Raw genomic sequence first — 24,560 nt, 5'->3', positions numbered from 1 at the left:
TAAACGCTCTTGGGGAAATCACTTTTTAACGAAAATCAGCGTTCCTTTCTTTTTTCGCCGAAAAACGCCTTTTTTCTATCTTTTACTGGACATTTACCGACAAGTTCGGGAAAATAACCGGATTCATTTTTCAGGCTCCACCCTGTTCCGACATTATTTAAACGCCGGATGGCAAACCTGCCTTCCGACGTATCAGGAAATCATCTAAAACCACTGCGGCGCATACCTAATATGCACTTTATATGCCGCGCAAAAAAGGAAAAGCAATGGATTTGCGTAAATTAAAAAAACTGATTGATTTGGTCGAAGAATCAGGCATTGCAGAAATTGAAGTTACCGAAGGCGAAGAAAAAGTCCGCATTACGCGTACTACTGCCGCCGCAGCGCCTATTTATGCTGCTCCGGCACCTGCCGCAGCCGCTCCGGTTGCCGCCCCTGTTGCTGCTGCTCCGGCCGCAGCCGCTCCGGCTGCCGCCCCTGCCGCTCGCGATTTGTCCAACGCGCAAAAATCGCCTATGGTCGGTACGTTCTACCGCGCCCCTGGCCCGAACGCCGCCGCTTTTGTCGAAGTCGGCCAACAAGTCAAAGCCGGCGATACTTTGTGCATCATCGAAGCCATGAAGCTGATGAACGAAATCGAAGCCGAGAAATCCGGTGTCGTTAAAGAAATTCTGGTTGAAAACGGTACTCCGGTCGAATACGGCGAGCCGCTCTTCATCATTGAATAATCCGTTTTTTTCAGACGGCCTTTATCTTTAAGGCCGTCTGAAATTCCTTTTTCTGTTCATTAAGGACAAACCATGCGTCTGATTTTGGCTATTTTCTTGCCATGGCTTCAGTTTTTCACCATCGGCCGTCCGTTTGCAGGCATCATCTGTCTGATTCTGCAATGTACGCTGGTTGGCTGGATACCGGCAGCCATGTGGTCGGTTTACGCCTTGAGCCAATACAAAACCGACCAAAAAATCCGCAACGCATTAGGCGGCCGCTGAGGCCGTCTGAACCATCCGGAAAGATTATCATGCTGAAAAAAGTATTGATCGCCAACCGGGGCGAAATCGCCCTGCGCGTCCTGCGTGCCTGCCGTGAAATGGGCATCGCCACCGTCGCCGTCCATTCCGAAGCCGACAAAGACAGCCTGCACGTCAAACTCGCCGACGAATCCGTGTGCATCGGCCCTGCCGCATCCGCACAAAGCTACCTCAACATTCCCGCCCTCATCGCAGCTGCCGAAGTAACCGAAGCCGACGGCATCCACCCCGGCTACGGCTTTCTCGCCGAAAACGCCAATTTTGCCGAACAAGTCGAACAATCTGGCTTTGTCTTCATCGGCCCTAAAGCCGACACCATCCGTCTGATGGGCGACAAAGTATCTGCCAAACACGCCATGATCGAAGCCGGCGTACCTTGCGTTCCCGGTTCTGATGGCGCATTGCCAGACGACGGCGAAGAAATCCTCAAAATCGCCGATAAAGTCGGTTATCCCGTCATTATTAAAGCCTCCGGCGGCGGCGGCGGCCGCGGTATGCGCGTCGTCGAGAAAAAAGAAGACCTTCTCCAGTCTGTCGAAATGACCAAAGCCGAAGCAGGCGCGGCATTCGGCAACCCGATGGTTTACATGGAGCGCTATCTACAACGTCCGCGCCACGTCGAAATCCAAGTGATTGCCGACGAACACGGCAACGCCATCTACCTCGCCGAGCGCGACTGCTCCATGCAGCGCCGCCACCAAAAAGTCATCGAGGAAGCACCGGCTCCGTTCATCACTGAAGAAGAACGCGCCAAAATCGGCAAAGCCTGTGCCGACGCTTGCAAACGCATCGGCTATCGTGGCGCAGGTACGTTTGAATTCCTGTACGAAGACGGCGAATTCTTCTTTATCGAGATGAACACACGCGTTCAGGTTGAGCATCCGGTTACCGAACTCATCACCGGCGTGGACATCGTCCAAGAGCAATTGCGCATCGCATCCGGCCTGCCTTTGCAATACAAACAGGAAGACATTCAAGTCGAAGGCCACGCGTTTGAGTGCCGTATCAATGCCGAAGACCCGTACAACTTCATTCCAAGCCCGGGCCTGATTGAAAGCTGCCACTTGCCCGGCGGCTTCGGCGTCCGTGTCGACAGCCATATTTACCAAGGCTACCGCATCCCTCCTTACTACGACAGTCTGATCGGCAAAGTCTGTGTCGTCGGTAAAGACCGCGACCAAGCCATGGCCAAAATGCGTGTTGCCCTCGATGAGCTGGCGATTACCGGCATCAAAACCAATACGCCGCTGCACCGTGACTTGTTCAGCGATCCGGGTTTCCAAAAAGGTGGTGTCAGCATCCACTACTTGGAACACTGGCTGGAAGAACGCAAAGCCAAACAGGATAAATAATCCCTTGTTTTAACTAAAAATCAGGCCGTCTGAAACGCAAAATAAAGTTTCAGACGGCCTTTTTTACAGCTTTGTCATTAATAGAAACTAATTAAATTTAATTCCTGATTATCAATATTAATTGTAAATCGATTTCATAGTTCCAATAGTTAAAACCTTTCTGTATAGTTTAACTCATAGTTAAATACAAACAAAATTTAAATATCGATATTAAATTTTTATCGTACGCCTGGATATAAGTATCCCGTCCGGCAAACCGTCTCATCAACCTATGAAAACTTCATAAAGGAAATGACTATGTCTATTTCTAAATGCCCTGTTACCCACCTGACCATGAACAACGGCGCGCCCGTTGCCGACAATCAAAACAGCCTGACCGCAGGCCCACGCGGCCCTCTGCTGGCGCAGGATTTGTGGCTGAATGAAAAACTCGCCGACTTCGTGCGCGAAGTCATCCCCGAACGCCGTATGCACGCCAAAGGTTCAGGCGCGTTCGGTACGTTTACCGTAACACACGACATCACAAAATACACCCGCGCCAAAATCTTCAGCGAAGTCGGTAAGAAAACCGAGATGTTCGCCCGTTTCACCACCGTGGCAGACGAGCGCGGCGCAGCAGATGCGGAACGCGACATCCGTGGCTTTGCATTGAAGTTCTATACCGAAGAAGGCAACTGGGATATGGTCGGCAACAACACGCCCGTGTTCTTCCTGCGCGACCCGCGTAAATTCCCCGACCTGAACAAAGCCGTCAAACGCGACCCGCGCACCAATATGCGCTCCGCTACGAACAACTGGGACTTCTGGACGCTGCTGCCCGAAGCCCTGCACCAAGTCACCATCGTCATGAGCGACCGCGGCATCCCCGCCAGCTACCGCCATATGCACGGCTTCGGTTCGCATACATATAGCTTCTGGAACGAAGCGGGCGAGCGTTTTTGGGTGAAATTCCATTTCCGCAGCCAGCAAGGCATTAAAAACCTGACCAACGAAGAAGCAGCAAAAATCATCGCCAACGACCGAGAAAGCCACCAGCGCGACCTGTACGAAGCCATCGAACGCGGCGAGTTTCCAAAATGGACGATGTACATCCAAGTCATGCCTGAAGCCGATGCGGAAAAAGTGGCGTATTATCCCTTCGACCTGACCAAAGTTTGGCCGAAAAAAGACTATCCGCTGATTGAAGTGGGCGAATTTGAGTTGAACCGCAATCCCGAAAACTTCTTCGCCGATGTGGAACAATCCGCCTTCGCACCGAGCAACCTCGTTCCCGGTATCGGCGCCAGCCCCGACAAAATGCTGCAAGCCCGTTTATTCAATTACGCCGATGCGCAGCGCTACCGCTTGGGCGTAAACTTCCGCCAAATCCCTGTCAACCGCCCACGTTGCCCTGTTCACAGCAACCAGCGTGACGGACAAGGCCGTGCCGACGGCAACTACGGCAGCCTGCCGCACTACGAACCCAACAGCTTCGGCCAATGGCAACAACAGCCCGACTTTGCCGAACCGCCTTTGAAAATCAACGGCGACGCGGCGCACTGGGACTACCGCCAAGACGATGATGACTATTTCAGCCAACCGCGCGCCTTGTTCAATCTGATGAGTGACGCACAGAAACAGGCTTTGTTCGACAACACCGCCGCAGCCATGGACGATGCGCCTGACTTCATCAAATACCGCCATATCCGCAACTGCTACCGTTGCGACCCGGCATACGGTGAAGGCGTAGCCAAAGCCCTTGGACTGACTGTCGAAGATGCCCAAGCGGCACGAGCCAACGACCCGGCTTTAGGTCAACCTGGTTTACTGTAAGGAGGCATTATGTGGATAGAAATTGAAGAAATCTTGTCTCAAGCTGTCCGATACAGCCGTTCGGGCAAAAAGTAACGGTTTAGATCATTAATCAGGCCGTCTGAAACACAAAATAAAGTTTCAGACAGCCTTTTTTATAATGAAGTTTATTTGATTGCTTCTGATTCAATGGAACTGGCCGCCCTTATTTCTCTGTAAATCATGGCATGCCCCTCACCATCTCACGTTTCTACTGGCAAATAAAAAACCGCACGGCTGATTGCCGTGCGGTTTTGCTTTTTGTCTGAAGGTTTCAGACGGCCTTACATCATGCCGCCCATACCACCCATGCCGCCCATATCAGGCATAGCAGGTTTTTCTTCAGGGATTTCAGCGATCATGCAGTCTGTAGTCAGCATCAGGCCGGCGATAGATGCGGCGTGTTGCAGTGCAGAACGGGTTACTTTGGCAGGGTCGAGTACGCCCATTTCGATCATGTCGCCGTATTCGCCGGAGCCTGCGTTGTAACCGTAGTTGCCTTTGCCTTCCAATACTTTGTTCACAACCACGCTAGGTTCGCCGCCTGCGTTGGCAACGATTTGGCGCAGCGGAGACTCAACGGCGCGCAATACGATTTGTACGCCTGCGTCTTGGTCAGCATTGCCGGTGTGCAGGTTTTCCAAAGCGGCACGGGCACGCAACAGGGCTACGCCGCCGCCGGCAACCACGCCTTCTTCAACGGCTGCGCGGGTAGCGTGCAGCGCGTCTTCCACGCGGTCTTTTTTCTCTTTCATTTCAACTTCGGTAGCAGCACCGACTTTGATCACTGCCACACCGCCGGCCAATTTAGCCACGCGCTCTTGCAGTTTTTCTTTGTCGTATTCGCTGGTCGCGGTTTCGATTTGTTGGCGGATTTCGGCAACACGCGCTTCGATTTGGGCTGCGTCGCCGAAGCCGTCGATGATGGTGGTGTTTTCTTTACCGATTTCGATGCGTTTGGCTTGACCCAAGTCGTCCAAAGTCGCTTTTTCCAGAGACAGGCCGACTTCTTCGGAAATCACCACGCCGCCGGTCAGGATGGCGATGTCTTGCAACATAGCTTTGCGGCGGTCGCCGAAGCCAGGGGCTTTAACGGCAACGGTTTTCAGAATGCCGCGGATGTTGTTCACCACCAAAGTCGCCAAGGCTTCGCCTTCTACGTCTTCAGCGATAATCAACAACGGACGGCTGGCTTTGGCTACTTGTTCCAAAACAGGCAACAAGTCGCGGATGTTGCTGATTTTTTTGTCGAACAACAATACAAAAGGATTGTCCAAAGCTGCGATTTGTTTTTCCGCGTCGTTGATGAAGTAAGGAGACAGGTAGCCGCGGTCGAACTGCATACCTTCAACCACGTCCAGCTCGTTTTCCAAAGATTTGCCGTCTTCAACGGTAATCACGCCTTCTTTGCCGACTTTTTCCATCGCTTCGGCGATAATCGCGCCGACTTGTTCGTCAGAGTTGGCGGAAATAGAGCCGACTTGGGCGATTTCTTTAGAAGTATCGCAAGGCTTGGCGATGTTTTTCAGCTCGTCAACCAAAGCGGCAACGGCTTTATCGATACCGCGTTTCAGGTCGGTCGGGTTCATGCCGGCGGTAACGTATTTCATGCCTTCGGCAACGATGGATTGCGCCAATACGGTTGCAGTAGTGGTACCGTCGCCGGCTACGTCGTTGGTTTTAGAAGCAACTTCTTTCACCATTTGCGCGCCCATGTTTTCGAATTTGTCTTTCAATTCGATTTCTTTTGCAACAGACACACCGTCTTTAGTGATGTGCGGGCCGCCGAAAGCGCGGTCAAGTACCACGTTGCGGCCTTTAGGGCCCAAAGTTACGCGTACGGCGTTTGCCAATACATTGACGCCGTTTACCATTTTTTGGCGAACTTCATTGCCGAATTGTACGTCTTTTGCTGCCATTTAAATTCTCCAAATCAATATTAAAAATCTGTTCGAGGCCGTCTGAAAACTTCATGTTTGATTCAGACGGCCTTTGGTTCTGAAACTTAATTCAACAATTATTCAACGATACCGAAGATGTCTTCTTCACGCATTACCAACAGCTCTTCGCCGTCGGCTTTTACAGTTTGGCCGCTGTATTTGCCGAAGATCACTTTGTCGCCGACTTTGACATCCAGCGGACGGCGCGCGCCGTCTTTACCGATTTTGCCCGCACCCACGGCGACTACTTCGCCCATGTCGGGTTTTTCAGCAGCCGCACCCGGCAAAACGATGCCGGAGGCGGTTTTTTCTTCAGCTTCTAAGCGTTTGACGACTACGCGGTCGTGTAAAGGGCGGATGGTCATGTCTTAATGCTCCGATAAATAAATAGATTGAAAACAATTGTCTGTCGGACATGACAGACACGGTTTGCTTGAAAATAGCGGCACACTTAGTAGAAAGCCTGCCGTAATGGCGGGTAGATTTGGGTTGTTTGCGACAAATTCAAGGGAAAAAGTAAAAATTTCTATGCAGTCTTTCCAAATATTTTCATACGCAAAAATGCCCGATCACATATTTTTCAGACGGCCTGATATACCAACTGCAAAGTTCGTTTAAAAACAACCCACTTCCTTAACAAATTCAATACAACTCTTTACAACTGTTTCTTTCATATGCATTATTATAAATGATGATTATTCTTAATTGCATATTTTTAAAGATAATTTCTCTTTATTTGCTTTTATTTTTTTATTACTGTCATTTTATTAAGGACATTTCTCAATGAATACGCCCCTGTTCCGACTGAGCCTGCTGTCACTGACACTGGCAGCCGGTTTTGCCCATGCAGAAAATGAAGCCAAAGACAATGTTGTGCTTGATACCGTTACCGTCAAAGGTCAGGCCACAAGCGCCACACATCGCGTAACGACAAAACGTATGGAAGAAACGACTTCCACTGATTTAAAAGACGTATTGTTCAACGAACCCTCTATCAGTTTCGGCGGCGGCAACGGTCAGTCGCAGTGGGTAACCATCCGCGGTATGGGACAAGACCAAATAGACTATAAAGTTGACGATACTTACACCGACAGCCAGATTTTCCACCACAACGGCCGCTTTATGCTTGACCCCGCATTGGTAAAAGTCGTTGCCGTGCAAAAAGGTACGGGTTCGGCCTCCGCAGGTATCGGTGCAACCAGCGGCGCGATTGTTGCCGAAACGGTTGAAGCCAAAGATTTGCTGAGAGAGGGTCAAAACGTCGGTTTCAAAGTCAATGCCGGCATCAGCAGCAATAAAGGCTATTCACGCGGCGCAAGCTTTTATGGTCAGGCAGGCAGTTTTGACGCTTTGGTTTCAGGCAATTTCGTACGCGACAAAGAATACACGGCAGGCAAAGGCTACCGTAATCTGCTCGGAAGCGATAAGGTTTTAAACAGTGGATTGGGTTCACGCGGTTTGCTGGGCAAAATCGGCTATCGTTTCAACGAGGACAACCGTATTGAATTAAGCCACCGCCAAGAGAAGCAATATGGGGAACGCGCCCTGCGCGAAGAGTTCGATTTCTCGCAAGTCTTCCAAACCGACCGCCGTACGGGTCAATACGTTTTGGATGCCAACGGCAACCGTATTCCGAATGTCGCCACCAACTCGCCGCGTTACCGCACACTGACCCAAGACACCACCAACTTGGAATTCAAAGGCGGAAACTTGGGCTTTATCGACAAAATCAAAGCCAATGTTTACCGTTTGAATACCAAACGTGATGAAGTCCCCAGTCCAGATTATGAATTGGACGGCGAAGTACGGACATACGGAGCCAACCTCAATCTCGACAGCCGTCTATTTGACCGCCATACCTTGAAATACGGAGTAAACTGGCGCACTCAAAAAAGCAGCTCAAAAGGAGAAAACAGCGAGAAGAAAAGCGATGCCGGCGTATATGTAGAAGGCATTTGGGATTTCTCACCGGTTACGCTGACCACAGGTTTGCGCTATGACCGCTGGAAAATGAAAACCAGCAGTAATACAGAAAATTCAGACGGCAACCTCAATCCAAGCATCGGGTTGGTTTATGACATTACCCCTGATTTTTCCATCAACACCAGCCTGAACTATGCAACCCGCAGCCCCCGCCTGTACGAAGCAGCTTTAGCAAACAACAGGCCGATTATTTCATCACCTGACTTGAAAGCAGAACGCTCGCGAAATGCAGAAATCGGCTTTAACTACCACTGGAATTCTGCCCTGACGCTCTCCGGCAGCTATTTCCATCAGCAAATCAAAGATGTACAGGCCATCCGTCAAGAAGGACGAAACAACGTCTGGTATAACGGCGGCAAGCTGAAAAACACAGGTTACGAACTGAACGCCGCCTACCGCTGGAAAGGTCTGACTGCACGTGCAGGCGTAGCCTACAGCAAACCGAAGCTGAACGGCGATACCGCCGACAAAGTAACGACCGCCATCCCGATGGGACGCACATGGACAACAGGTCTGTCGTACCAATTCGACAATCCGAATCTGGAAATCGGCTGGCGCGGACGTTATGTCCAAAATGCAGGCTATGCCCCAACCTCGCGCGGCTCTGATGTGGCTCTGAATGTCGTCCGCGCAGGCTACGGCGTCAACGATATCTTCGCCAACTGGAAACCGACAGGCAAAGACGACTTGAACGTCAACTTCTCCGTCAACAATGTCTTTGATAAAAACTACAAGCCGCACAGCCAACGCGCAGGTGCCAATTCTCTGCCTGAACCAGGCCGCGATGTCCGCCTAAGCGTGAACTACCGCTTCTAAGCAATCAGCTTGAAAAAGCCGTCTGAAAACAAAAGTTTTCAGACGGCATCTAGCTTTATAGCCCGATACAAGTTATCATTTCGATTTACTTTATTTCCGACCACGGAGAAACCCTATGTTACGTTTGACCGCTTTAGCCGTATGCTGCACCCTTGCTTTGGGTGCGTGTTCACCGAAAGATTCTGCGTCCAACCAAGCCCAAACTGCTTCCGCTTCTGCCGCCCAAACCGAAGGTGCAAGCCTGACCGTTAAAACGGCGCGCGGCGATGCGAAAGTGCCGCAAAATCCAGAGCGTATCGCCGTTTACGATTTGGGCATGCTCGATACTTTAAACAAATTGGGCGTGAAAACCGGTTTGTCCATCGACAAAAACCGCCTGCCCTACTTGGACGAATATTTCAAAACGACCAAACCTGCCGGCACGCTGTTTGAGCCTGACTACGAAGCCTTAAACGCTTACAAACCGCAGCTCATTATCATCGGCAGCCGTGCAGCCAAAGCGTTTGATAAGTTGAACGAGATTGCACCGACCATCGAAATGACCGCCGAAACCGCCAATCTGAAAGAAAGCTCAAAAGAGCGCATCGACGCGCTGGCGCAAATCTTCGGCAAACAGGCCGAAGCGGACAAGCTGAAAGCGGATATCGATGCTTCGTTTGAAGCAGCGAAAACTGCTGCGCAAGGCAAAGGTAAGGGTTTGGTGGTATTGGTCAACGGCGGTAAAATGTCGGCTTTCGGCCCTTCTTCCCGTTTGGGCGGTTGGTTGCATAAAGACATCGGCGTTCCCGCTGTTGATGAATCGATTAAAGAAGGCAGCCACGGCCAGCCTATCAGCTTTGAATACCTGAAAGAGAAAAACCCTGATTGGCTGTTTGTTTTGGACCGCGGCGCAGCCATCGGCGAAGAAGGCCAGGCGGCAAAAGATGTGTTGAACAATCCGCTGGTTGCCGAAACAACCGCTTGGAAAAAAGGGCAGGTGGTTTACCTTGTTCCTGAAACTTATTTGGCGGCCGGCGGCGCGCAAGAATTGCTGAATGCTTCCAAACAGGTAAGTGATGCGTTTAATGCGGCCAAGTAATTCGGCGCTGGCATAGTTGCCCGCTTATTTCAGACGGCCTGAACGGTTTGATGATGCACAGGATCAAGCTGCTTGACCTGAAGTCATTGGATTTAGGCCGTCTGAAAATACATGGTGCAAATGGACAAGTTTTGCCTGTTTGCATCTGTTTTTATGATGGGCAAACCTGCCCTTTTTTGCCAAACACCTTAACCCTTCTTTCAGACGGCCTTATTTTTTCCGAACCATTTTATGTTTCACAAACCTTCATTTTTAAATGCGATCAACGGTGTGGCGCTGCTGATATTGTTTGCCGTCAGCCTGTCGGTCGGCGTGGCCGAATTCAAATGGTCCGCCCTGTTTTCGCTATCCGACAGCCAGCAGGTCATGTTCATCAGCCGCCTGCCGCGCACGTTTGCGATTGTACTGACGGGTGCGTCGATGGCAGTGGCCGGCATGATTATGCAGATTTTGATGCGCAACCGTTTTGTCGAACCGTCGATGGTGGGCGCAAGCCAAAGCGCGGCTTTGGGTTTGCTGTTGATGACCCTGCTGCTGCCGGCCGCGCCGCTGCTGGCAAAAATGTCGGTTGCCGCCGTTGCCGCGCTGATCGGGATGTTGGTCTTTATGTTGCTGATCCGCCGCCTGCCGCCGACCGCGCAACTGATGGTGCCTTTGGTCGGGATTATTTTCGGCGGTGTGATTGAGGCGGTGGCCACCTTTATCGCGTATGAAAACGAAATGCTGCAAATGCTCGGCGTGTGGCAACAGGGCGATTTTTCCGGCGTGTTGCTCGGGCGGTATGAGCTGTTGTGGGCAACGGGGATTTTGGCTTTGTTTGCCTATTTGATTGCCGACCAGCTGACGATTTTGGGTTTGGGCGAAACAGTAAGCGTGAATTTGGGACTGAACCGGACGGCGATTCTGTGGTCGGGGCTGATTATTGTGGCGCTGATTACGTCTTTGGTGGTCGTGACGGTCGGCAATATTCCGTTTATCGGCTTGGTCGTGCCGAACATCATCAGCCGCCTGATGGGCGACAAGCTGCGCCAAAGCCTGCCTGCAGTGGCCTTGCTGGGCGCGTCTTTGGTGTTGCTGTGCGATATTGTCGGACGCGTGATTGTGTTTCCGTTTGAAATTCCGGTCTCTACGGTTTTTGGCGTAATGGGGACGGCTTTGTTTTTATGGCTTTTATTAAGGAAACCTGCTCATGCCGTCTGAAAAAAATATCAGTTTTATGGCAGGAAGCAGCCGTCCGTTGTGGGTCGCCTTTGCGCTGTTGCTGGTTTCCTGCATTCTGTTTATGACACTCAACGTCAAAGGCGACTGGGACTTTGTCTTGCACCTGCGCCTGACCAAGCTTGCCGCGCTGCTGATGGTTGCCTATGCGGTCGGCGTGTCCACTCAACTCTTCCAAACGCTGACCAACAATCCGATTCTGACCCCTTCGATTTTGGGTTTCGATTCGCTGTATGTGTTTTTGCAGACCTTGCTGGTGTTTACGCTCGGCGGTGTGGGCTATGCTTCCCTGCCGTTGACGGGCAAATTCGGCTTTGAACTGGTCGTCATGATGGGCGGCTCGCTGCTGCTGTTTTACACGCTCATCAAACAAGGCGGACGCGATTTGTCGCGCATGATTTTAATCGGCGTGATTTTCGGGATTTTGTTCCGCAGCCTGTCATCGCTGCTTTCGCGCATGATTGACCCCGAAGAATTTACCGCCGCGCAGGCGAATATGTTTGCCACCTTCAATACCGTCCACTCAGAATTGTTGGGCATCGGTGCAATCGTGTTGCTCATCAGCGCCGCCGTGATCTGGCGCGAACGCCACCACCTCGACGTTTACTTGCTCGGCCGCAATCAGGCCATCAATTTGGGCATCAACTACACGCGCAACACCTTATGGCTGCTGTTGTGGATCGCCGCACTGGTTGCAACCGCCACCGCCGTTATCGGCCCGGTAAGCTTTTTCGGCCTGCTGGTTGCCGCACTGGCCAACCATTTTTCCCCGTCGGTCAAACATTCCGTCCGCCTGCCCATGACTTTTTGTGTCGGCGGCATCCTATTGGTCGGTGGGCAAACCATCTTCGAACACTTCCTCGGCATGCAGGCAGTATTGAGCGTGGTCGTCGAATTTGCAGGCGGATTGGTATTTTTATATTTGGTGTTGAAAAAGAAATAAATATAGATAAGCGCTCATTAAGAAACTTCAGGCCGTCTGAAATCCATGTTTTCAAAATATTTAATCCTTGAAATGAAACTAAATTTCTGACATGTACTCATAGTAAACATTACTGGATTTACTAAAATTACAAAAAATGAGCACGACATTAAAATACCGTCCCGACTTGGACGGCATCCGGGCGTTGGCAGTCTTGGCTGTCATTATTTTCCACATTGACGCCGCTTGGCTGCCCGGCGGTTTTCTCGGCGTGGATATGTTTTTCGTTTTGTCCGGCTATCTGATTACCACCATCATCAGCCGCGAAATGCAAAACGGCAGTTTTTCGTTTTTAGAGTTTTACAAACGCCGCGCGAAGCGCATTTTGCCCGTTTTCTCCTGCGTATTGCTGTGTACGAGCTTGGCCGCCGCAATCTTTTTCTTGTCGTTTGACCTGCGCCAATACGTCAAATCCGCAGTGTTTGCGTTGCTGTTTTCGGCCAACCTGTTTTTTGCACGGCGCGGCGGCTATTTCGATGCCGATGCAGCGGAAAAACCTTTGCAACACATTTGGTCTTTATCGCTAGAGGAGCAGTTTTACTTTGTTTTTCCAGTTTTGCTGACTGCTTTTTTCCGATTCAGCAAAGGGCGCAACATCCGCCAATTCATCCTTTTGCTGATTGTATTGAGCCTGTTGTCCATCTTTTTGCCCACCTTCGGCATGGATCCTTATTTCCTGCCTTATGTGCGCGCATATGAGCTGCTGATCGGCGCACTTTTTGCCTTTATTCCGCCCTCCCAAACCAACGACCGTTTCAGCACGCCTCTGGTCGGCTGGGCGATGATGACGGTGATTGCCGCCATGCTGCTGCTTCCTTACGGCGTGTTGCCCGGCGAAGGCAATATTGAACGGCTGCTGTGCTGTACGGCGGTTGGCGGCTTGATTTACTCGGGCAAAACCCTGCAAACGCAAAGCGGCTTCAATACCGCCAAACTGTTGAGCCTCAAGCCCGTTGTATTTATCGGTTTGATTTCCTATTCGCTGTATCTATGGCATTGGGTGGTCTTGGCCGTCATGCGCTATGTTTACATGGACAACGCTTTGCCGATATCCGCGATTGTATTGGCAGTGGTGCTGATGTCCGGCTTGTCTGTTTTGTCCTATTACTTTGTCGAAACACCGGCGCGACGGATAAAGAATTTCACCACCCAAAAATTCATCGGGGTAATCGCTGTTTATTTCGCCCTGCTGATTCCTGCCGCCGGCTACCTGCTGACAGCCAAACCGGCCGCATACGAGGCAAACCTATATACGGTTGACGAAAGTAAAATCTGCGCGGATACCTTAACCAAAACCGACTGCGCTGTCGGCGCAGAAAACCAAAGCAGCAAAGTCCTGCTGATGGGCGACTCCCACGCCGCCCACCTGACGCCCTTTATCGATATGGTGGGCAAACAGGAAGGCTTTGCCGCCGATGTTATTTCGTCCAACAGCTGCGGCGTTGCCTTCGGCTTCCTTCTGCCGCAAATCGACCGACGTGCCAACCGCTGCAACCCTTACAACCGCTTTATCGCACAAAAGGTCGAAAACTACCCGGTGGTCTTTATCTCGCAACGTTGGTTCCTGCATACCGACAAGCCCGGTTTTACGGAGCATTTCAGCAAAATGCTCGACACCCTAATTCAACAGGGCAAACAGGTTTACGTCTTTGCCGACACGCCGATGAACGCGCAACTGCCCCTGCGCCATTACTACCTGAAACAGCGTCTCGGCATCAACATGCAATACGTTTCCGAGCATAAAAAAGCGGAAATTGCCCGCTCCGCCGAAGCGGACAAGACCATAGAAAACATCGTCAAACAGCGGCCTGCCGTGCATTGGGTCAACATCATGGGGCCGATTCCGGCAGACAAAACCATAGACGGCCTGCCGATATATTTTGACACCAACCACCTCAATACCCACGGCGCGACAAAACTGGCGGAAAAATTTATACAGGACAAACAAATACTCCTAAAATAACACCGCAGTTTCAGTCCGAAACCTTTGCCGCAATACTGAATGCAAATGCCGCAACAGTATGCCGCAAAGGTTTCAGGCCGTCTGAAACCTTCAGACGGCCTAAACAAACCCATAAAGGACAACCCTCATGACACAAGAACGCCTCCCTTCATTCTTCGATGATGCCCCGACCATTACCGTCCAAGACGCATTGGCCGACTTCCTCGGCGCAGCCGAAAACGGCATCCTTACTTACCACTACGCCGATGCCGTGCGCCTGTGCGGCCACTCCTGCCCGACCGTCGCCGGAGCCTACCTGATGGTGGTCAAAGGCCTGAAAGCCCTTTACGGCGCAGAGCTGCCGCAACGCGGCGACATAGAAGCTTTTATGCAGGGCGAGCGTGACGAAGGCACGACCGGCGTTACCGCTTCCGTCGTCCAACTCCTTACCGGCGCGGCACCCGAAACCGGCTTTGGCGGCGTAGGCCCAGCCGGACGCTTTGCCCGCCGCCACCTTCTGTCATTTGGTGCAGGCGAAATCAACGGCACACTCGCACTCCGCCGCCGCGATACCGGCAAAACCGTTGCCGTCAGCCTCAACGCCGCGCTCCAACCCTTTGCGCCGCAAATGCGCGACATCATGCCCAAAGCCGTCAGCGGCAGCGCAAGTGCAGACGAACTCAAACAATTCGGTGAGCTTTGGCAAGAACGCGTCCGCGCCTTCCTGATTGACCAAGCCGACAATCCCGAATTTGTCACCGTCAACGAAATCTAAAACGTCATAATCAATAAGTTTCAGACGGCCTTAAAACTCAAGGCCGTCTGAAACCCCAATTTCCCATTTTCGGACCCGCCTATGATTACCATCCGCAACGTCAGCCACACCATCGGCAGCAACCCTATCCTCAACGACGTCAGCCTCGACATTCCCGAAGGCGGCATTACCGCGCTGATCGGTCCGAACGGCGCAGGCAAGTCCACCCTCCTCTCCTTTATGGCGCGCCTGCAGCCCTTGGTACACGGCAACATTAGCTATGCAGGCAAAGACATCAAAACCACCCCTACCGCCGAACTTGCCCGCACACTTTCCATCCTTACCCAAGAAAACAGCATCATGAGCCGCATTACCGTGCGCGACCTGCTCATGTTCGGCCGCTATCCCTACCACCAAGGTAGGCCGTCTGAAACGGATAAAACCATCGTCGAAGAAGCACTTGCCGAGTTCCACCTGCAAGACTTCGCCGACCGCTACTTGACCGAGCTTTCCGGCGGCCAACGCCAACGCGCCATGATTGCCATGGTGTTCTGCCAGCGCACCGACTACGTTTTGCTGGACGAACCGCTGAACAACCTCGATATGTATCATGCCCGCTCCCTCATGCAAATCCTGCGCCGGCTGACCGACGAACACAAACGCACCACCGTCGTCGTCCTGCACGACATCAACCAGGCAGCAGCCTACGCCGATTACGTCGTCGCCATGAAAAACGGCCAAGTCGCCATGCAGGGCAAGCCCAACGATATTTTCACCGCCGAAAACATCAAAACCCTATTCGATATGGACGTCAACGTCCTCGATTACGAAGGCAAAAAACTGGTTATCCACCATATCTAAATCCAACAAAAAGGCCGTCTGAAACCCGATTGTTCAGGTTTCAGACGGCCTTTGCCTATTCAAAGCATTTATTTTTTATCGTACAAACCGCGCACCACGCGACCAATCGCAGCAATGCCTTTTTCCAGCGTTTCCGCGTCCTGCGCAATGCTCATGCGGATGCACTCGTGCGCGTGCGGATAGTCTTGCCTATCGATGCCGACAAAGAAATGCTCGCCCGGAATAATCAGCGTGCCTTCGGCCTTGAGCATTTCGTACAAGGTTTGCGACGAAACGGGCAGGTTTTCAAACCAAAGCCACAAGAAAATCGCACCTTCAGGCTTGTGGATTTTCAACGGATACGCGCCCAATTCGCGTTTGAGCAGGGAAACCGCCGTTTGCGCCTGCTGACGGTAAAACGGCTGAATCACTTGGTCGGCCAGCTGTTTCAGACGGCCGTCGTTCAACAGCGGAGCCGCAATCGCCGCGCCGAAACGGGTTGGCGACAGGTTCACAATCGCATTCAAACTGCTGACGGCTTTGACCACTTCCGGTGCGGCGACAATAATGCCGGTGCGCACGCCGGGCAGGCCGATTTTAGAAAGGCTGAAGCAGAGGATGATGTTTTCGTGCCAGTTGAGCGTCACATCGCTGTAAATAATATTCGGGAACGGCATTCCGTAAGCGTTGTCGATAATCAGCGGAATCCCGTGTTCTTGCGCCAAAGCGTCCAAACGCGCCATCTCGCCGTCGGTCAGCACATTACCGGTCGGGTTGGTCGGGCGCGAACAGCAAATCGCACCGATTTTGCCCTCTTTCAATTCAGGCAGGCTCTCCAGCGCGTCAAAGTCCACGCGGTATTTGAAAAAGCCCGCTTCGCCTTCGTGTTCGACATTTTTGATTTTCGGTTTTACCGAAATAAAATGCTGCCCCTCGACATGCACGTCGGCATAACCGATATATTCAGGCGCCAGCGGCAACAAAATGGCTTTCTCAGCCGTTTGGCCGTCTGAAAGATTGAATTTGCCGCCAAACAAGTTGAACAAATAGAAAAACGCGTTTTGCGAACCATTGGTCAACGCGATATTGTCTGCTGTCAGATTCCAACCGTATTCACGGTTGAGAAACTCCGTCAAAGCCGCAATCAGCGCCGCATCGCCCTGCGGATTGGAATAATTGCCGATATTCTCAACAGCGTGTTCCGCTGCCAACTTGGAAAACACATCGGCGAACACCGCATTGACTTCAGCAATCTTCGCCGGATTGCCGCCGCCAAGCATATTGACGGGCTTGTCGCTTTTGAGCGCGTCGCCCAAATCGTCCATCAACTGCAAAATACCGCTTTGTTGTGTGAATTTTTCGCCGAATGCTGAAAACTGCATGGAAACTCCGTTGCTGGGTGCGTGAAAACAATAAATTGCTATTATAAGAACAAAGGCCGTCTGAAAACCAGTTATCCTGATTTTTCAGACGGCCTTAATTATCCAATCTTTCCTTCAACGGCCAAAATTGTCGCGACGTTCGCGCCAGTCTTGGCGGATGGAGCCGCTTTTGCCGACCGGTGTGTCTTGTTCGACTTCCCAAATAAAATTCGTTCCGCCGCCAATCGGATGCGAGCCGCGCAAGCCGATATGACTACCTTGGTCGGCAACGGCGGTTCGGCTGTATGTTTGGCCACCGAAACGGGTTTGCGAGGTTTCGATGCCGCTTTTGATGCTGCCGTAAAGCTGTACGTCGGCGTGTGCGGCAAGTGCAGTGGTGGAAAGTGCGGCAGTGAGGAGAAGTTTCAAGTTCATGGTTTATCCTTTTTTGGAGAGGAATTGTGTGACGATTGTATCGGCCTTGTGCGTAAACAAGTTACAATTCTTGCAAAATCTGACAGGAGTTTTGATGATGCGCTCTTTACGCGCCGCCGCTGTGCAAATGGTGTCGTCCACCGACCCCGAAACCAATATTGCCACCATGAAGCGCCTTGTCTGCGAGGCTGCCGAACAAGGGGCGGATTGGGTGTTGCTGCCCGAATATTGGCCGCTGATGGGCAAAAACGATACGGACAAGCTGGCATTTGCCGAGCCTTTGGACGATGGACGAGTTGGCGAAACCTGCCACACCCGTTTTCAGACGTCCTTAAGCGAAACGGCAAGGGAATGCGGCGTGGTGTTGTTTGGCGGTACGGTTCCGCTGCAAAGCCCAGACGCTGGCAAGGTGATGAACACGATGCTGGTGTATGACCGCGACGGCAACCGAATCGGGCTTTACCACAAAATGCACCTTTTCGGCTTTTCCGGTTTGGGCGAACGCTACGCCGAAGCCGATACAATACTGGCAGGCAGCGATGTGCCGAAGCTAAGCGTGGACAATGTTCCGCTGGCGGCCGGTGTCTGCTACGATTTGCGCTTTCCTGAATTTTTCCGCGCGCAGCAGCCGTTTGATGTTTTGCTGTTGCCGGCCGCGTTTACCTACACGACCGGCAAGGCGCATTGGGAATTGCTGCTGCGCGCCCGCGCGGTGGAAAACCAATGCTACGTCATTGCATCGGCACAAGGCGGACTACATGAAAGCGGCCGCCGCACATTCGGCCACTGTATGATTATCGACCCTTGGGGCGATGTATTGGCGACGTTGCCGGAAGGCGAAGGCGTGATTTGTGCCGATTTGGATACCGCGCGCCTGCAAAGCGTGCGCACACGCCTGCCTGCCCTGAAACACCGATTACTTTAAACACGCACTATGTCCCACTCACAACCCACACGCATTCTCGGCATCGACCCCGGCAGTCGCGTGACCGGCTTCGGCGTTATTGATGTCCACGGCCGCGAACATCATTATGTTGCTTCCGGCTGTATCAAAACGCCGACCGGCGCGTCGCTTTCCGAACGCATCGCCGTGATTATCCGCCATATCGATGAAATCATCCGCCACTATCAGCCTCATCAGGCGGCCATCGAGCAAGTGTTCGTCAACGTCAATCCGGCTGCAACGTTAATGCTTGGTCAGGCGCGCGGTGCCGCGATTGCCGCTTTGGTCATGCACGATTTGCCCGTGTTTGAATACACCGCGCTTCAGGTCAAGCAGGCAGTAGTCGGCAAGGGTAAGGCCGCCAAAGAGCAGGTGCAGCATATGGTGGTCCAAATGCTCGCACTTTCAGGCACGCCGCAAGCCGATGCCGCCGATGGACTCGCCGTCGCCCTTACCCACGCCCTGCGCAATCACGGATTGGCTTCGCAACTCAACCCTGACGGCCTACAGGTCAAGCGCGGCCGTTTCCAATGGTAAGCCGACATTCAGGCCGTCTGAAATATGTTCCAGCCCGTTTTCAGACGGCCTTTCGGTTATAATACCCCTTTGCCTACATACAGCGAGCCTTCATGAAAGCCGCCTTCCTTTTTCTCTACCTCACCCGCCTGCTGCCTTTTTGCGTGTTGCACAAGATTGCCGATGCGATCGGTATTCTCGCCTATTACGCAGTCAAACCGCGCCGCAAAGTCGGCGAAGTAAACCTCAAAAAATGCTTTCCCGAGCTAAACGACAGCCAGCGCACCGCCCTGCTCAAACGCCATTTCCAACACATGGCCAAGCTGATGCTCGAATACGGCCTCTACTGGTACGCGCCTGCGGATAAGCTGCGCTCGTTGGTACGCTATCAAGACAAACACCATCTTGACGAAGCCCTCGCCGCCGGCGAAAAAGTCATCATCCTCTATCCGCACTTTACCGCATTTGAAATGGCGGTTTACACGCTCAATCAGGGTGTGCCGCTGACCAGCATGTATTCGCACCAAAAAAACAAAGCCCTGGACGAGCAGATCCTGAAAGGCCGCCACCGCTACAACAATGTTTTCCTGATCGGCCGCACAGAAGGCCTGCGCGCCATCATCAAACACCTGCGCAAAAGCGATGCACCCTTTCTTTATCTGCCCGACCAAGACTTCGGCCGCAACGATTCCATTTTCGTCAATTTCTTCGGCATTCAGACGGCCACGATTACCGGCCTCAGCCGTATCGCCGGCATGACCAAAGCCAAAATCATTCCCGCTATCCCCACGCGCGAAGCCGACAATACCGTAACCCTGCGCTTCTATCCGGCTTGGGACAATTTCCCGACCGAAAATGTCGAAGCCGACACCCAGCGCATGAACGACTTCATCGAAGAGCGGGTACGCGAGCATCCCGAACAATATTTCTGGCTGCACAAACGCTTCAAAACCCGTCCCGAAGGCGAAAGCAGCTTTTATTGACTACATTGAATTACAATTTGAATATGCAAAAAGCGGCAAAATCCTTCTTTCGCCGCTTTTTCATTTTAATTGAATCAAACCGAAACTTATGTTTTATTTTAAACAATCAAATAATATTCCGCTTTAAATGCTTTAAAAACAACTTTTTTCAGCGTGATTGAAACTTTCAAACAACCCTATATTTTTTCTCAAATGAAAAACATCAGTCCCAATACACTTTTTCATTTACATATTAAATTTAATTTCTTTTAAAAACAATATATTAAAAAACAGTTCATCTAAAAAAATACATTTTAATCATTCAAAATATGAAATAAAATTAAAATAAAATTTAAAAAAGCAAAATAAATATCTAAATTTAAAACAATTATGAAATATAATTGCAAAAATATGACAATACCTGAAATTTATACCGAAACTAGCCTTCAGAAAAAAATACTTGGCAAACTGTAAAAATTCGCGTAAATTTCACTACATCAAATTACAAAACGTTCAGACGGCCTTGCCGGTTTTAGATACTTTTGTAAGCAGTTTTCTGATATTGCAAGAAATTGCGGTATTTTAGAGGATTTCGGTGCAATGCCCGAAATGAAAGTTTACCGATGCAGAGTTGAGCTGCATCTGTAAAGCCGCAGGTGAAAGCCTGTATTGTTTGTGAAGCGTAAATCTCTGATTTGAGGTATTGGGGCAATCCTGTGGGGGATTGCCTCTTTTTTTATCTGCGTCGTCATGCCACAATGACATCATCCCTTATCCAACCCGATCACGCCATGACTCCGATACTCGCCTTCGACATCGAAACCATCCCCGACGTAAACGGCATCCGCCAGCTTTACGATTTACCTGCCGATTTGCCCGACAACGAAGTCGTCCTATTTGCCCAACAGCAACGCCGCGCTAAAACCGGCAGCGACTTTATGCAACACCATCTGCACCAAGTCGTCGCCATCTCCTGCTGTATGCGCTGGAGTCAGGACAAAATCCGCGTCAGCACCATCGGCGATCCCGAAGACAGCGAAGAAGTCATGATTGCCAAGTTCTTCGAGGTCATCGAAAACTATACGCCGCAACTCGTCAGTTGGAACGGCGGCGGTTTCGACCTGCCCGTCCTCCACTACCGCGCCCTGATACACGGCATCAGCGCCGCCCGTTATTGGGACATGGGAGACGGCGATTTTGGCGACAGCCGCGACTTTAAGTGGAACAACTACATCAGCCGCTACCACTCCCGCCATTGCGACCTGATGGATTTGCTCGCCCTCTACCAACCGCGTGCCAGCGTGCCTTTGGACGATATGGCCAAACTCTGCGGCTTTCCCGGCAAACTGGGCATGGACGGCAGCAAGGTTTGGGATGCTTATCATGCAGGCCGTCTGAAAGACATCCGCGACTATTGCGAAACTGATGCCGCCAATACCTACCTGATGTACATGCGCTTTCGCATGATGAGCGGCGCGCTCGATGCCGATGAATACGAAGTCGAAATCAAACGCATCAAACATTATCTGGCCGCACAAGCCGAAGAAAAACAACACTGGGCGGAATTCGTCGCTGCTTGGCGTTAAACCAGGCCGTCTGAACAGACAAACCAGAAAACCAAAAGGGCGTGATTGACACGCCCTTTTTTATATTCCGACAAACCATACCCGCTAAGCAGGCAAACGCCCCAGCGTGACCCTGTCCAATCCAGCCAAATCCTGTTCAGTTGCCACTTCTGCAAAACCGTTCTCCAGCATAATATTCCGCACCGCTTCGCCTTGGTCATAACCGTGTTCAAACAGCAGCCAGCCGTTGGCTTTCAGGTATTTTGGGGCTTCTTGGGTAATGTGACGGATATGGCTGAGGCCGTCTGAAAAATCGGTCAATGCGTTTTGCGGTTCAAACCTCAAATCACCTTGCGACAAATGTTCATCGCCATCCTCGATATACGGCGGATTGGAAACAATCACATCGTATCGGCCTTCAGACGGCCTGTCGGTATCAAACCACGAACCCTGCGCAAACTCGACTTTTGCGCCCAATTCGACCGCATTTTGACGGGCAGTATCCAAAGCACCGACGCTGATATCGGATGCGCGAACATCGGCATCAACGCGTTCAAGCGCGACGGTCACAGCAATGGCGCCGCTGCCCGTCCCCAAATCCCACACGCGGCCTTGCGGCGGCAAGCGTTTGAGTACGGCTTCCACCAAATGCTCGGTTTCAGGGCGTGGAATCAACACATGAGGGTTGACGGCAAAACGTCGTCCGTAAAACTCGCGCTCGCCCAACAGATAGGCCATCGGCTCGCCTTTCAGACGGCGTTGAGCCAAAGCCGCCAAGGTTTGCAGGGCGGATTCCGCCAAATCGTCCGTACCGCGTGTAACCAGCTGCGCACGCGTGTAACCCAGCGCATATTGCAACAACATCCGCGCTTCGTTTTTGGGCAGTGCCGATTGGCGCAACCATTCATCAAGCGTCATTTTTTGTCCCATCTGCCAGCGTTGTGGCTTTTCTTTCCTTATTCTTTCCGGCAAACGTGCCGATGGTGGCAACCGCAAATGCGGCATACCAAAAATAAAATCCGACACCGTAGCGCACGATATCCGATGTATTCCCTGCTTCATCGACGTGTACGGCTTTCACACTGAAGGCCACCAGCGCCAAGCCCCAAAGTGCTGCATGGACAGGCACGACCTTCTTCCGCAATGCCAGCAAAACAATGGCCGCCAACCAAACATAATTCGCATAGGCCGCACAATACCTGATATCCAAAGAAGCAAATATCGACCCCAAAATTAAAACGGTCAAACCCTTCATGCTTTCATGATTGCCCAAATAAAATGCAACATTGGACAAAGACGCGATCCACAGGGCAACCGACACCAGCAACATCACGATGGGAAAACTTGATTTCCGATTCTGTTCCTGCATGGTTTTATCCTAATGTAAAAGGCCGTCTGAAAACCTTTCAGACGGCCTGCCATTTAAATTTCGCTACCGCCGACGGTCAGCCCGGCATCAATCCTCAGGGTCGGTTGTCCGACGCCGACAGGAACACTCTGCCCTTCTTTGCCGCAGACACCGATGCCGCTGTCGAGCGCAGTGTCGTTGCCTATCATGGAAACGTGTTTCAGCACTTCGGGGCCATTGCCGATAATAGTCGCACCTTTGACAGGATATTGCAGCTTGCCGCCTTCCACCCACCACGCTTCGGATGCGCTGAACACGAATTTACCGCTGGTAATGTCCACTTGTCCGCCGCCGAAATTGACGGCGTAAATACCCTTGTCGATGGACGCGATGATTTCTTCCGGCTCATAGCCGCCGTTTTCCATAAAGGTATTGGTCATGCGCGGCATAGGCGCAGAAGCGTAACTTTCGCGGCGGCCGTTGCCGGTCGATTGCGTACCCATCAGGCGGGCGTTGGTTTCGTCCTGCATATAGCCAACCAAAATACCGTCTTCAATCAATACAGTGCGGCGAGTTTCGTTGCCTTCGTCGTCGATATTGAGCGAACCGCGTCTGTCGGCAATATCGCCTTGATCCACAACGGTCACGCCTTTGGCGGCTACGCGCTCGCCGATTCGGCCGGAGAAAACGCTGGTTTCTTTGCGGTTAAAATCGCCTTCCAAACCATGTCCGACCGCTTCGTGCAGCAACACGCCCGGCCAGCCGTTGCCCAAAACGACGGTCATCTCGCCGGCAGGCGCAGGACGGGATTCGAGATTGGTCAAGGCTTGTTTGACGGCGGAATCGACAAACCGATGCACCAAGTTTTCATCGAAATACGCCAAATCATAACGTCCGCCGCCGCCCGCGCTGCCCTGCTCGCGACGCTCGCCCTGCTTGGCAATGACAGTGACGTTCATGCGCACCATCGGGCGGATGTCGGCAGCGTGTTTACCGTCCAAACGGGCGATGTACACCATGTCGTATTCGCAGGTCAAACCGGCCATCACTTGCACAATACGCGGATCGGCGGCTTTGGCCAGCGTTTCAACTTTGTTCAACAGCGCGACTTTGGCGGCAGAATCGAGGCTGGCAATAGGGTCAATCGCCATGTGGACAGGCTTACCGTAGGCAGGTGTCGGTACTTTGACGCTGGTCTCGCCGCCGGCCGCACCAATCACGCGAACGGCTTTGGCAGAGCGGTTGATCGAATCGATACACAGGCTGTCGGCGTAGGCAAAAGCAGTCTTATCGCCCGAAACGGCACGCACGCCCACACCCTGATCGATTTGGAAGCTGCCCGATTTGACGATGCCTTCTTCCAAATGCCAGCTTTCATAGGCAGTACGCTGACAATAGATGTCGGCATAATCGACATGGTTGGCGCCGATAATGCTCAGGCTTTGGGCGAGCAAATCGGGGGAAAGGTGGTTGGCTTCGAGCAAATCTCGCTGTACAGCGGCATAGGTTTGTTGCATAATTTTTCAGACGGCCCGACAAGCAGGCAAAGTTAATTTGGCCTTGATTATACGGTATTTTATATGGCTTTGGATATGTTGATTGCTTGGATTTATGAGTGATTGAAACAAATCAAAAGATGGTATATAGCATTGTCAAATATGAAT

Annotated in this window: 22 protein-coding genes; 15 read left to right on the top strand and 7 right to left on the bottom strand. The window is 51.8% G+C overall.

Features of this window, described 5'->3' with window-relative positions; translation table 11 throughout:
* The first annotated feature begins 266 nt into the window (after positions 1-266).
* From accB to katA, 4 genes are all read left to right on the top strand, one after another.
* Positions 267-728 carry an acetyl-CoA carboxylase biotin carboxyl carrier protein gene (accB, locus tag HMPREF3022_RS05205; RefSeq protein ID WP_049333622.1) on the top strand — a complete coding sequence of 154 codons (462 nt, stop codon included), beginning with the start codon at positions 267-269 and terminating at the stop codon, positions 726-728.
* A 72-nt stretch (positions 729-800) separates the two neighbouring features.
* Entirely contained in the window at positions 801-992 is a 192-nt protein-coding gene (locus HMPREF3022_RS05200; RefSeq protein ID WP_003680299.1) for a YqaE/Pmp3 family membrane protein, read from the top strand.
* A gap of 29 nt (positions 993-1,021) precedes the next feature.
* On the top strand, positions 1,022-2,383 hold the full coding sequence (gene accC / locus HMPREF3022_RS05195; protein WP_049333623.1) for an acetyl-CoA carboxylase biotin carboxylase subunit: 1,362 nt from the start codon (positions 1,022-1,024) through the stop codon (positions 2,381-2,383).
* A gap of 297 nt (positions 2,384-2,680) precedes the next feature.
* Complete coding sequence (katA, locus tag HMPREF3022_RS05190) at positions 2,681-4,195, top strand: catalase KatA (protein WP_049333625.1); 1,515 nt, start codon at positions 2,681-2,683, stop codon at positions 4,193-4,195.
* A gap of 302 nt (positions 4,196-4,497) precedes the next feature.
* Here the strand turns inward: katA and groL are convergent, their stop codons facing one another.
* A complete protein-coding gene (gene groL, locus HMPREF3022_RS05185; RefSeq protein ID WP_049322649.1) occupies positions 4,498-6,132 on the bottom strand; it encodes a chaperonin GroEL in 1,635 nt (544 codons plus the stop codon).
* Between the two features lie 98 nt (positions 6,133-6,230).
* Positions 6,231-6,518 (bottom strand): co-chaperone GroES, encoded by a 288-nt coding sequence (gene groES, locus HMPREF3022_RS05180; RefSeq protein WP_004520984.1) that lies wholly within the window; start codon positions 6,516-6,518, stop codon positions 6,231-6,233.
* Between the two features lie 418 nt (positions 6,519-6,936).
* Here groES and HMPREF3022_RS05175 point away from each other — a divergent pair, with 418 nt between their 5' ends.
* The 7 genes from HMPREF3022_RS05175 to HMPREF3022_RS05145 all read left to right on the top strand — a co-directional run bounded on the left by HMPREF3022_RS05175 (position 6,937) and on the right by HMPREF3022_RS05145 (position 15,787).
* Positions 6,937-8,952: a TonB-dependent receptor domain-containing protein gene (locus tag HMPREF3022_RS05175; RefSeq protein ID WP_049333627.1), complete on the top strand. Its 2,016-nt coding sequence runs from the start codon at positions 6,937-6,939 to the stop codon at positions 8,950-8,952.
* Between the two features lie 115 nt (positions 8,953-9,067).
* On the top strand, positions 9,068-10,030 hold the full coding sequence (locus HMPREF3022_RS05170) for a siderophore ABC transporter substrate-binding protein (protein ID WP_049333629.1): 963 nt from the start codon (positions 9,068-9,070) through the stop codon (positions 10,028-10,030).
* A gap of 231 nt (positions 10,031-10,261) precedes the next feature.
* A complete protein-coding gene (locus tag HMPREF3022_RS05165; protein ID WP_049333632.1) occupies positions 10,262-11,230 on the top strand; it encodes an ABC transporter permease in 969 nt (322 codons plus the stop codon).
* On the top strand, positions 11,220-12,191 hold the full coding sequence (locus HMPREF3022_RS05160) for an iron chelate uptake ABC transporter family permease subunit (protein WP_070765222.1): 972 nt from the start codon (positions 11,220-11,222) through the stop codon (positions 12,189-12,191). The genes HMPREF3022_RS05165 and HMPREF3022_RS05160 overlap by 11 nt, the downstream gene beginning before the upstream one ends.
* Positions 12,192-12,327: 136 nt before the next feature.
* Positions 12,328-14,193 carry an acyltransferase family protein gene (locus tag HMPREF3022_RS05155; protein ID WP_070765221.1) on the top strand — a complete coding sequence of 622 codons (1,866 nt, stop codon included), beginning with the start codon at positions 12,328-12,330 and terminating at the stop codon, positions 14,191-14,193.
* Positions 14,194-14,320: 127 nt separating this feature from the next.
* Positions 14,321-14,947 (top strand): FmdE family protein, encoded by a 627-nt coding sequence (locus HMPREF3022_RS05150; RefSeq protein ID WP_070765220.1) that lies wholly within the window; start codon positions 14,321-14,323, stop codon positions 14,945-14,947.
* Between the two features lie 81 nt (positions 14,948-15,028).
* Entirely contained in the window at positions 15,029-15,787 is a 759-nt protein-coding gene (locus tag HMPREF3022_RS05145; protein WP_070765219.1) for an iron ABC transporter ATP-binding protein, read from the top strand.
* A gap of 68 nt (positions 15,788-15,855) precedes the next feature.
* Here the strand turns inward: HMPREF3022_RS05145 and HMPREF3022_RS05140 are convergent, their stop codons facing one another.
* Positions 15,856-17,148 (bottom strand): valine--pyruvate transaminase, encoded by a 1,293-nt coding sequence (locus tag HMPREF3022_RS05140; protein WP_049333639.1) that lies wholly within the window; start codon positions 17,146-17,148, stop codon positions 15,856-15,858.
* 114 nt (positions 17,149-17,262) lie between these two features.
* Positions 17,263-17,562, bottom strand: coding sequence for a porin (locus tag HMPREF3022_RS05135; protein ID WP_049333642.1), 300 nt, complete (start codon positions 17,560-17,562; stop codon positions 17,263-17,265).
* A 94-nt stretch (positions 17,563-17,656) separates the two neighbouring features.
* Between HMPREF3022_RS05135 and HMPREF3022_RS05130 the strand changes: the two genes are divergently transcribed.
* The 4 genes from HMPREF3022_RS05130 (at position 17,657) to HMPREF3022_RS05115 (ending at position 21,569) form a co-directional block, all read left to right on the top strand.
* Positions 17,657-18,487, top strand: coding sequence for a carbon-nitrogen hydrolase family protein (locus tag HMPREF3022_RS05130; RefSeq protein ID WP_053091041.1), 831 nt, complete (start codon positions 17,657-17,659; stop codon positions 18,485-18,487).
* 9 nt (positions 18,488-18,496) lie between these two features.
* A complete protein-coding gene (ruvC, locus tag HMPREF3022_RS05125) occupies positions 18,497-19,042 on the top strand; it encodes a crossover junction endodeoxyribonuclease RuvC (RefSeq protein WP_070765218.1) in 546 nt (181 codons plus the stop codon).
* A gap of 92 nt (positions 19,043-19,134) precedes the next feature.
* Complete coding sequence (locus tag HMPREF3022_RS05120; protein ID WP_070765217.1) at positions 19,135-20,004, top strand: lipid A biosynthesis lauroyl acyltransferase; 870 nt, start codon at positions 19,135-19,137, stop codon at positions 20,002-20,004.
* A 770-nt stretch (positions 20,005-20,774) separates the two neighbouring features.
* Entirely contained in the window at positions 20,775-21,569 is a 795-nt protein-coding gene (locus HMPREF3022_RS05115) for a 3'-5' exonuclease (protein ID WP_049333646.1), read from the top strand.
* An 84-nt stretch (positions 21,570-21,653) separates the two neighbouring features.
* Here HMPREF3022_RS05115 and prmC read toward each other — a convergent pair whose 3' ends face one another.
* From prmC to tldD, 3 genes are read right to left on the bottom strand one after another with little or no spacing between them, the layout of a single operon-like run.
* Positions 21,654-22,466 (bottom strand): peptide chain release factor N(5)-glutamine methyltransferase, encoded by an 813-nt coding sequence (gene prmC, locus HMPREF3022_RS05110; RefSeq protein ID WP_070765268.1) that lies wholly within the window; start codon positions 22,464-22,466, stop codon positions 21,654-21,656.
* Complete coding sequence (locus HMPREF3022_RS05105) at positions 22,456-22,917, bottom strand: hypothetical protein (RefSeq protein ID WP_070765216.1); 462 nt, start codon at positions 22,915-22,917, stop codon at positions 22,456-22,458. Before HMPREF3022_RS05105 ends, prmC begins: the two co-directional genes overlap by 11 nt.
* A gap of 53 nt (positions 22,918-22,970) precedes the next feature.
* Positions 22,971-24,413 (bottom strand): metalloprotease TldD, encoded by a 1,443-nt coding sequence (gene tldD, locus HMPREF3022_RS05100; RefSeq protein WP_070765215.1) that lies wholly within the window; start codon positions 24,411-24,413, stop codon positions 22,971-22,973.
* Positions 24,414-24,560 lie beyond the last annotated feature (147 nt).

This window comes from Neisseria sp. HMSC065C04 (genome assembly GCF_001815375.1).
Taxonomy (GTDB): domain Bacteria; phylum Pseudomonadota; class Gammaproteobacteria; order Burkholderiales; family Neisseriaceae; genus Neisseria; species Neisseria flavescens_D.
This window is presented reverse-complemented; position numbering and strand designations above follow the sequence as displayed.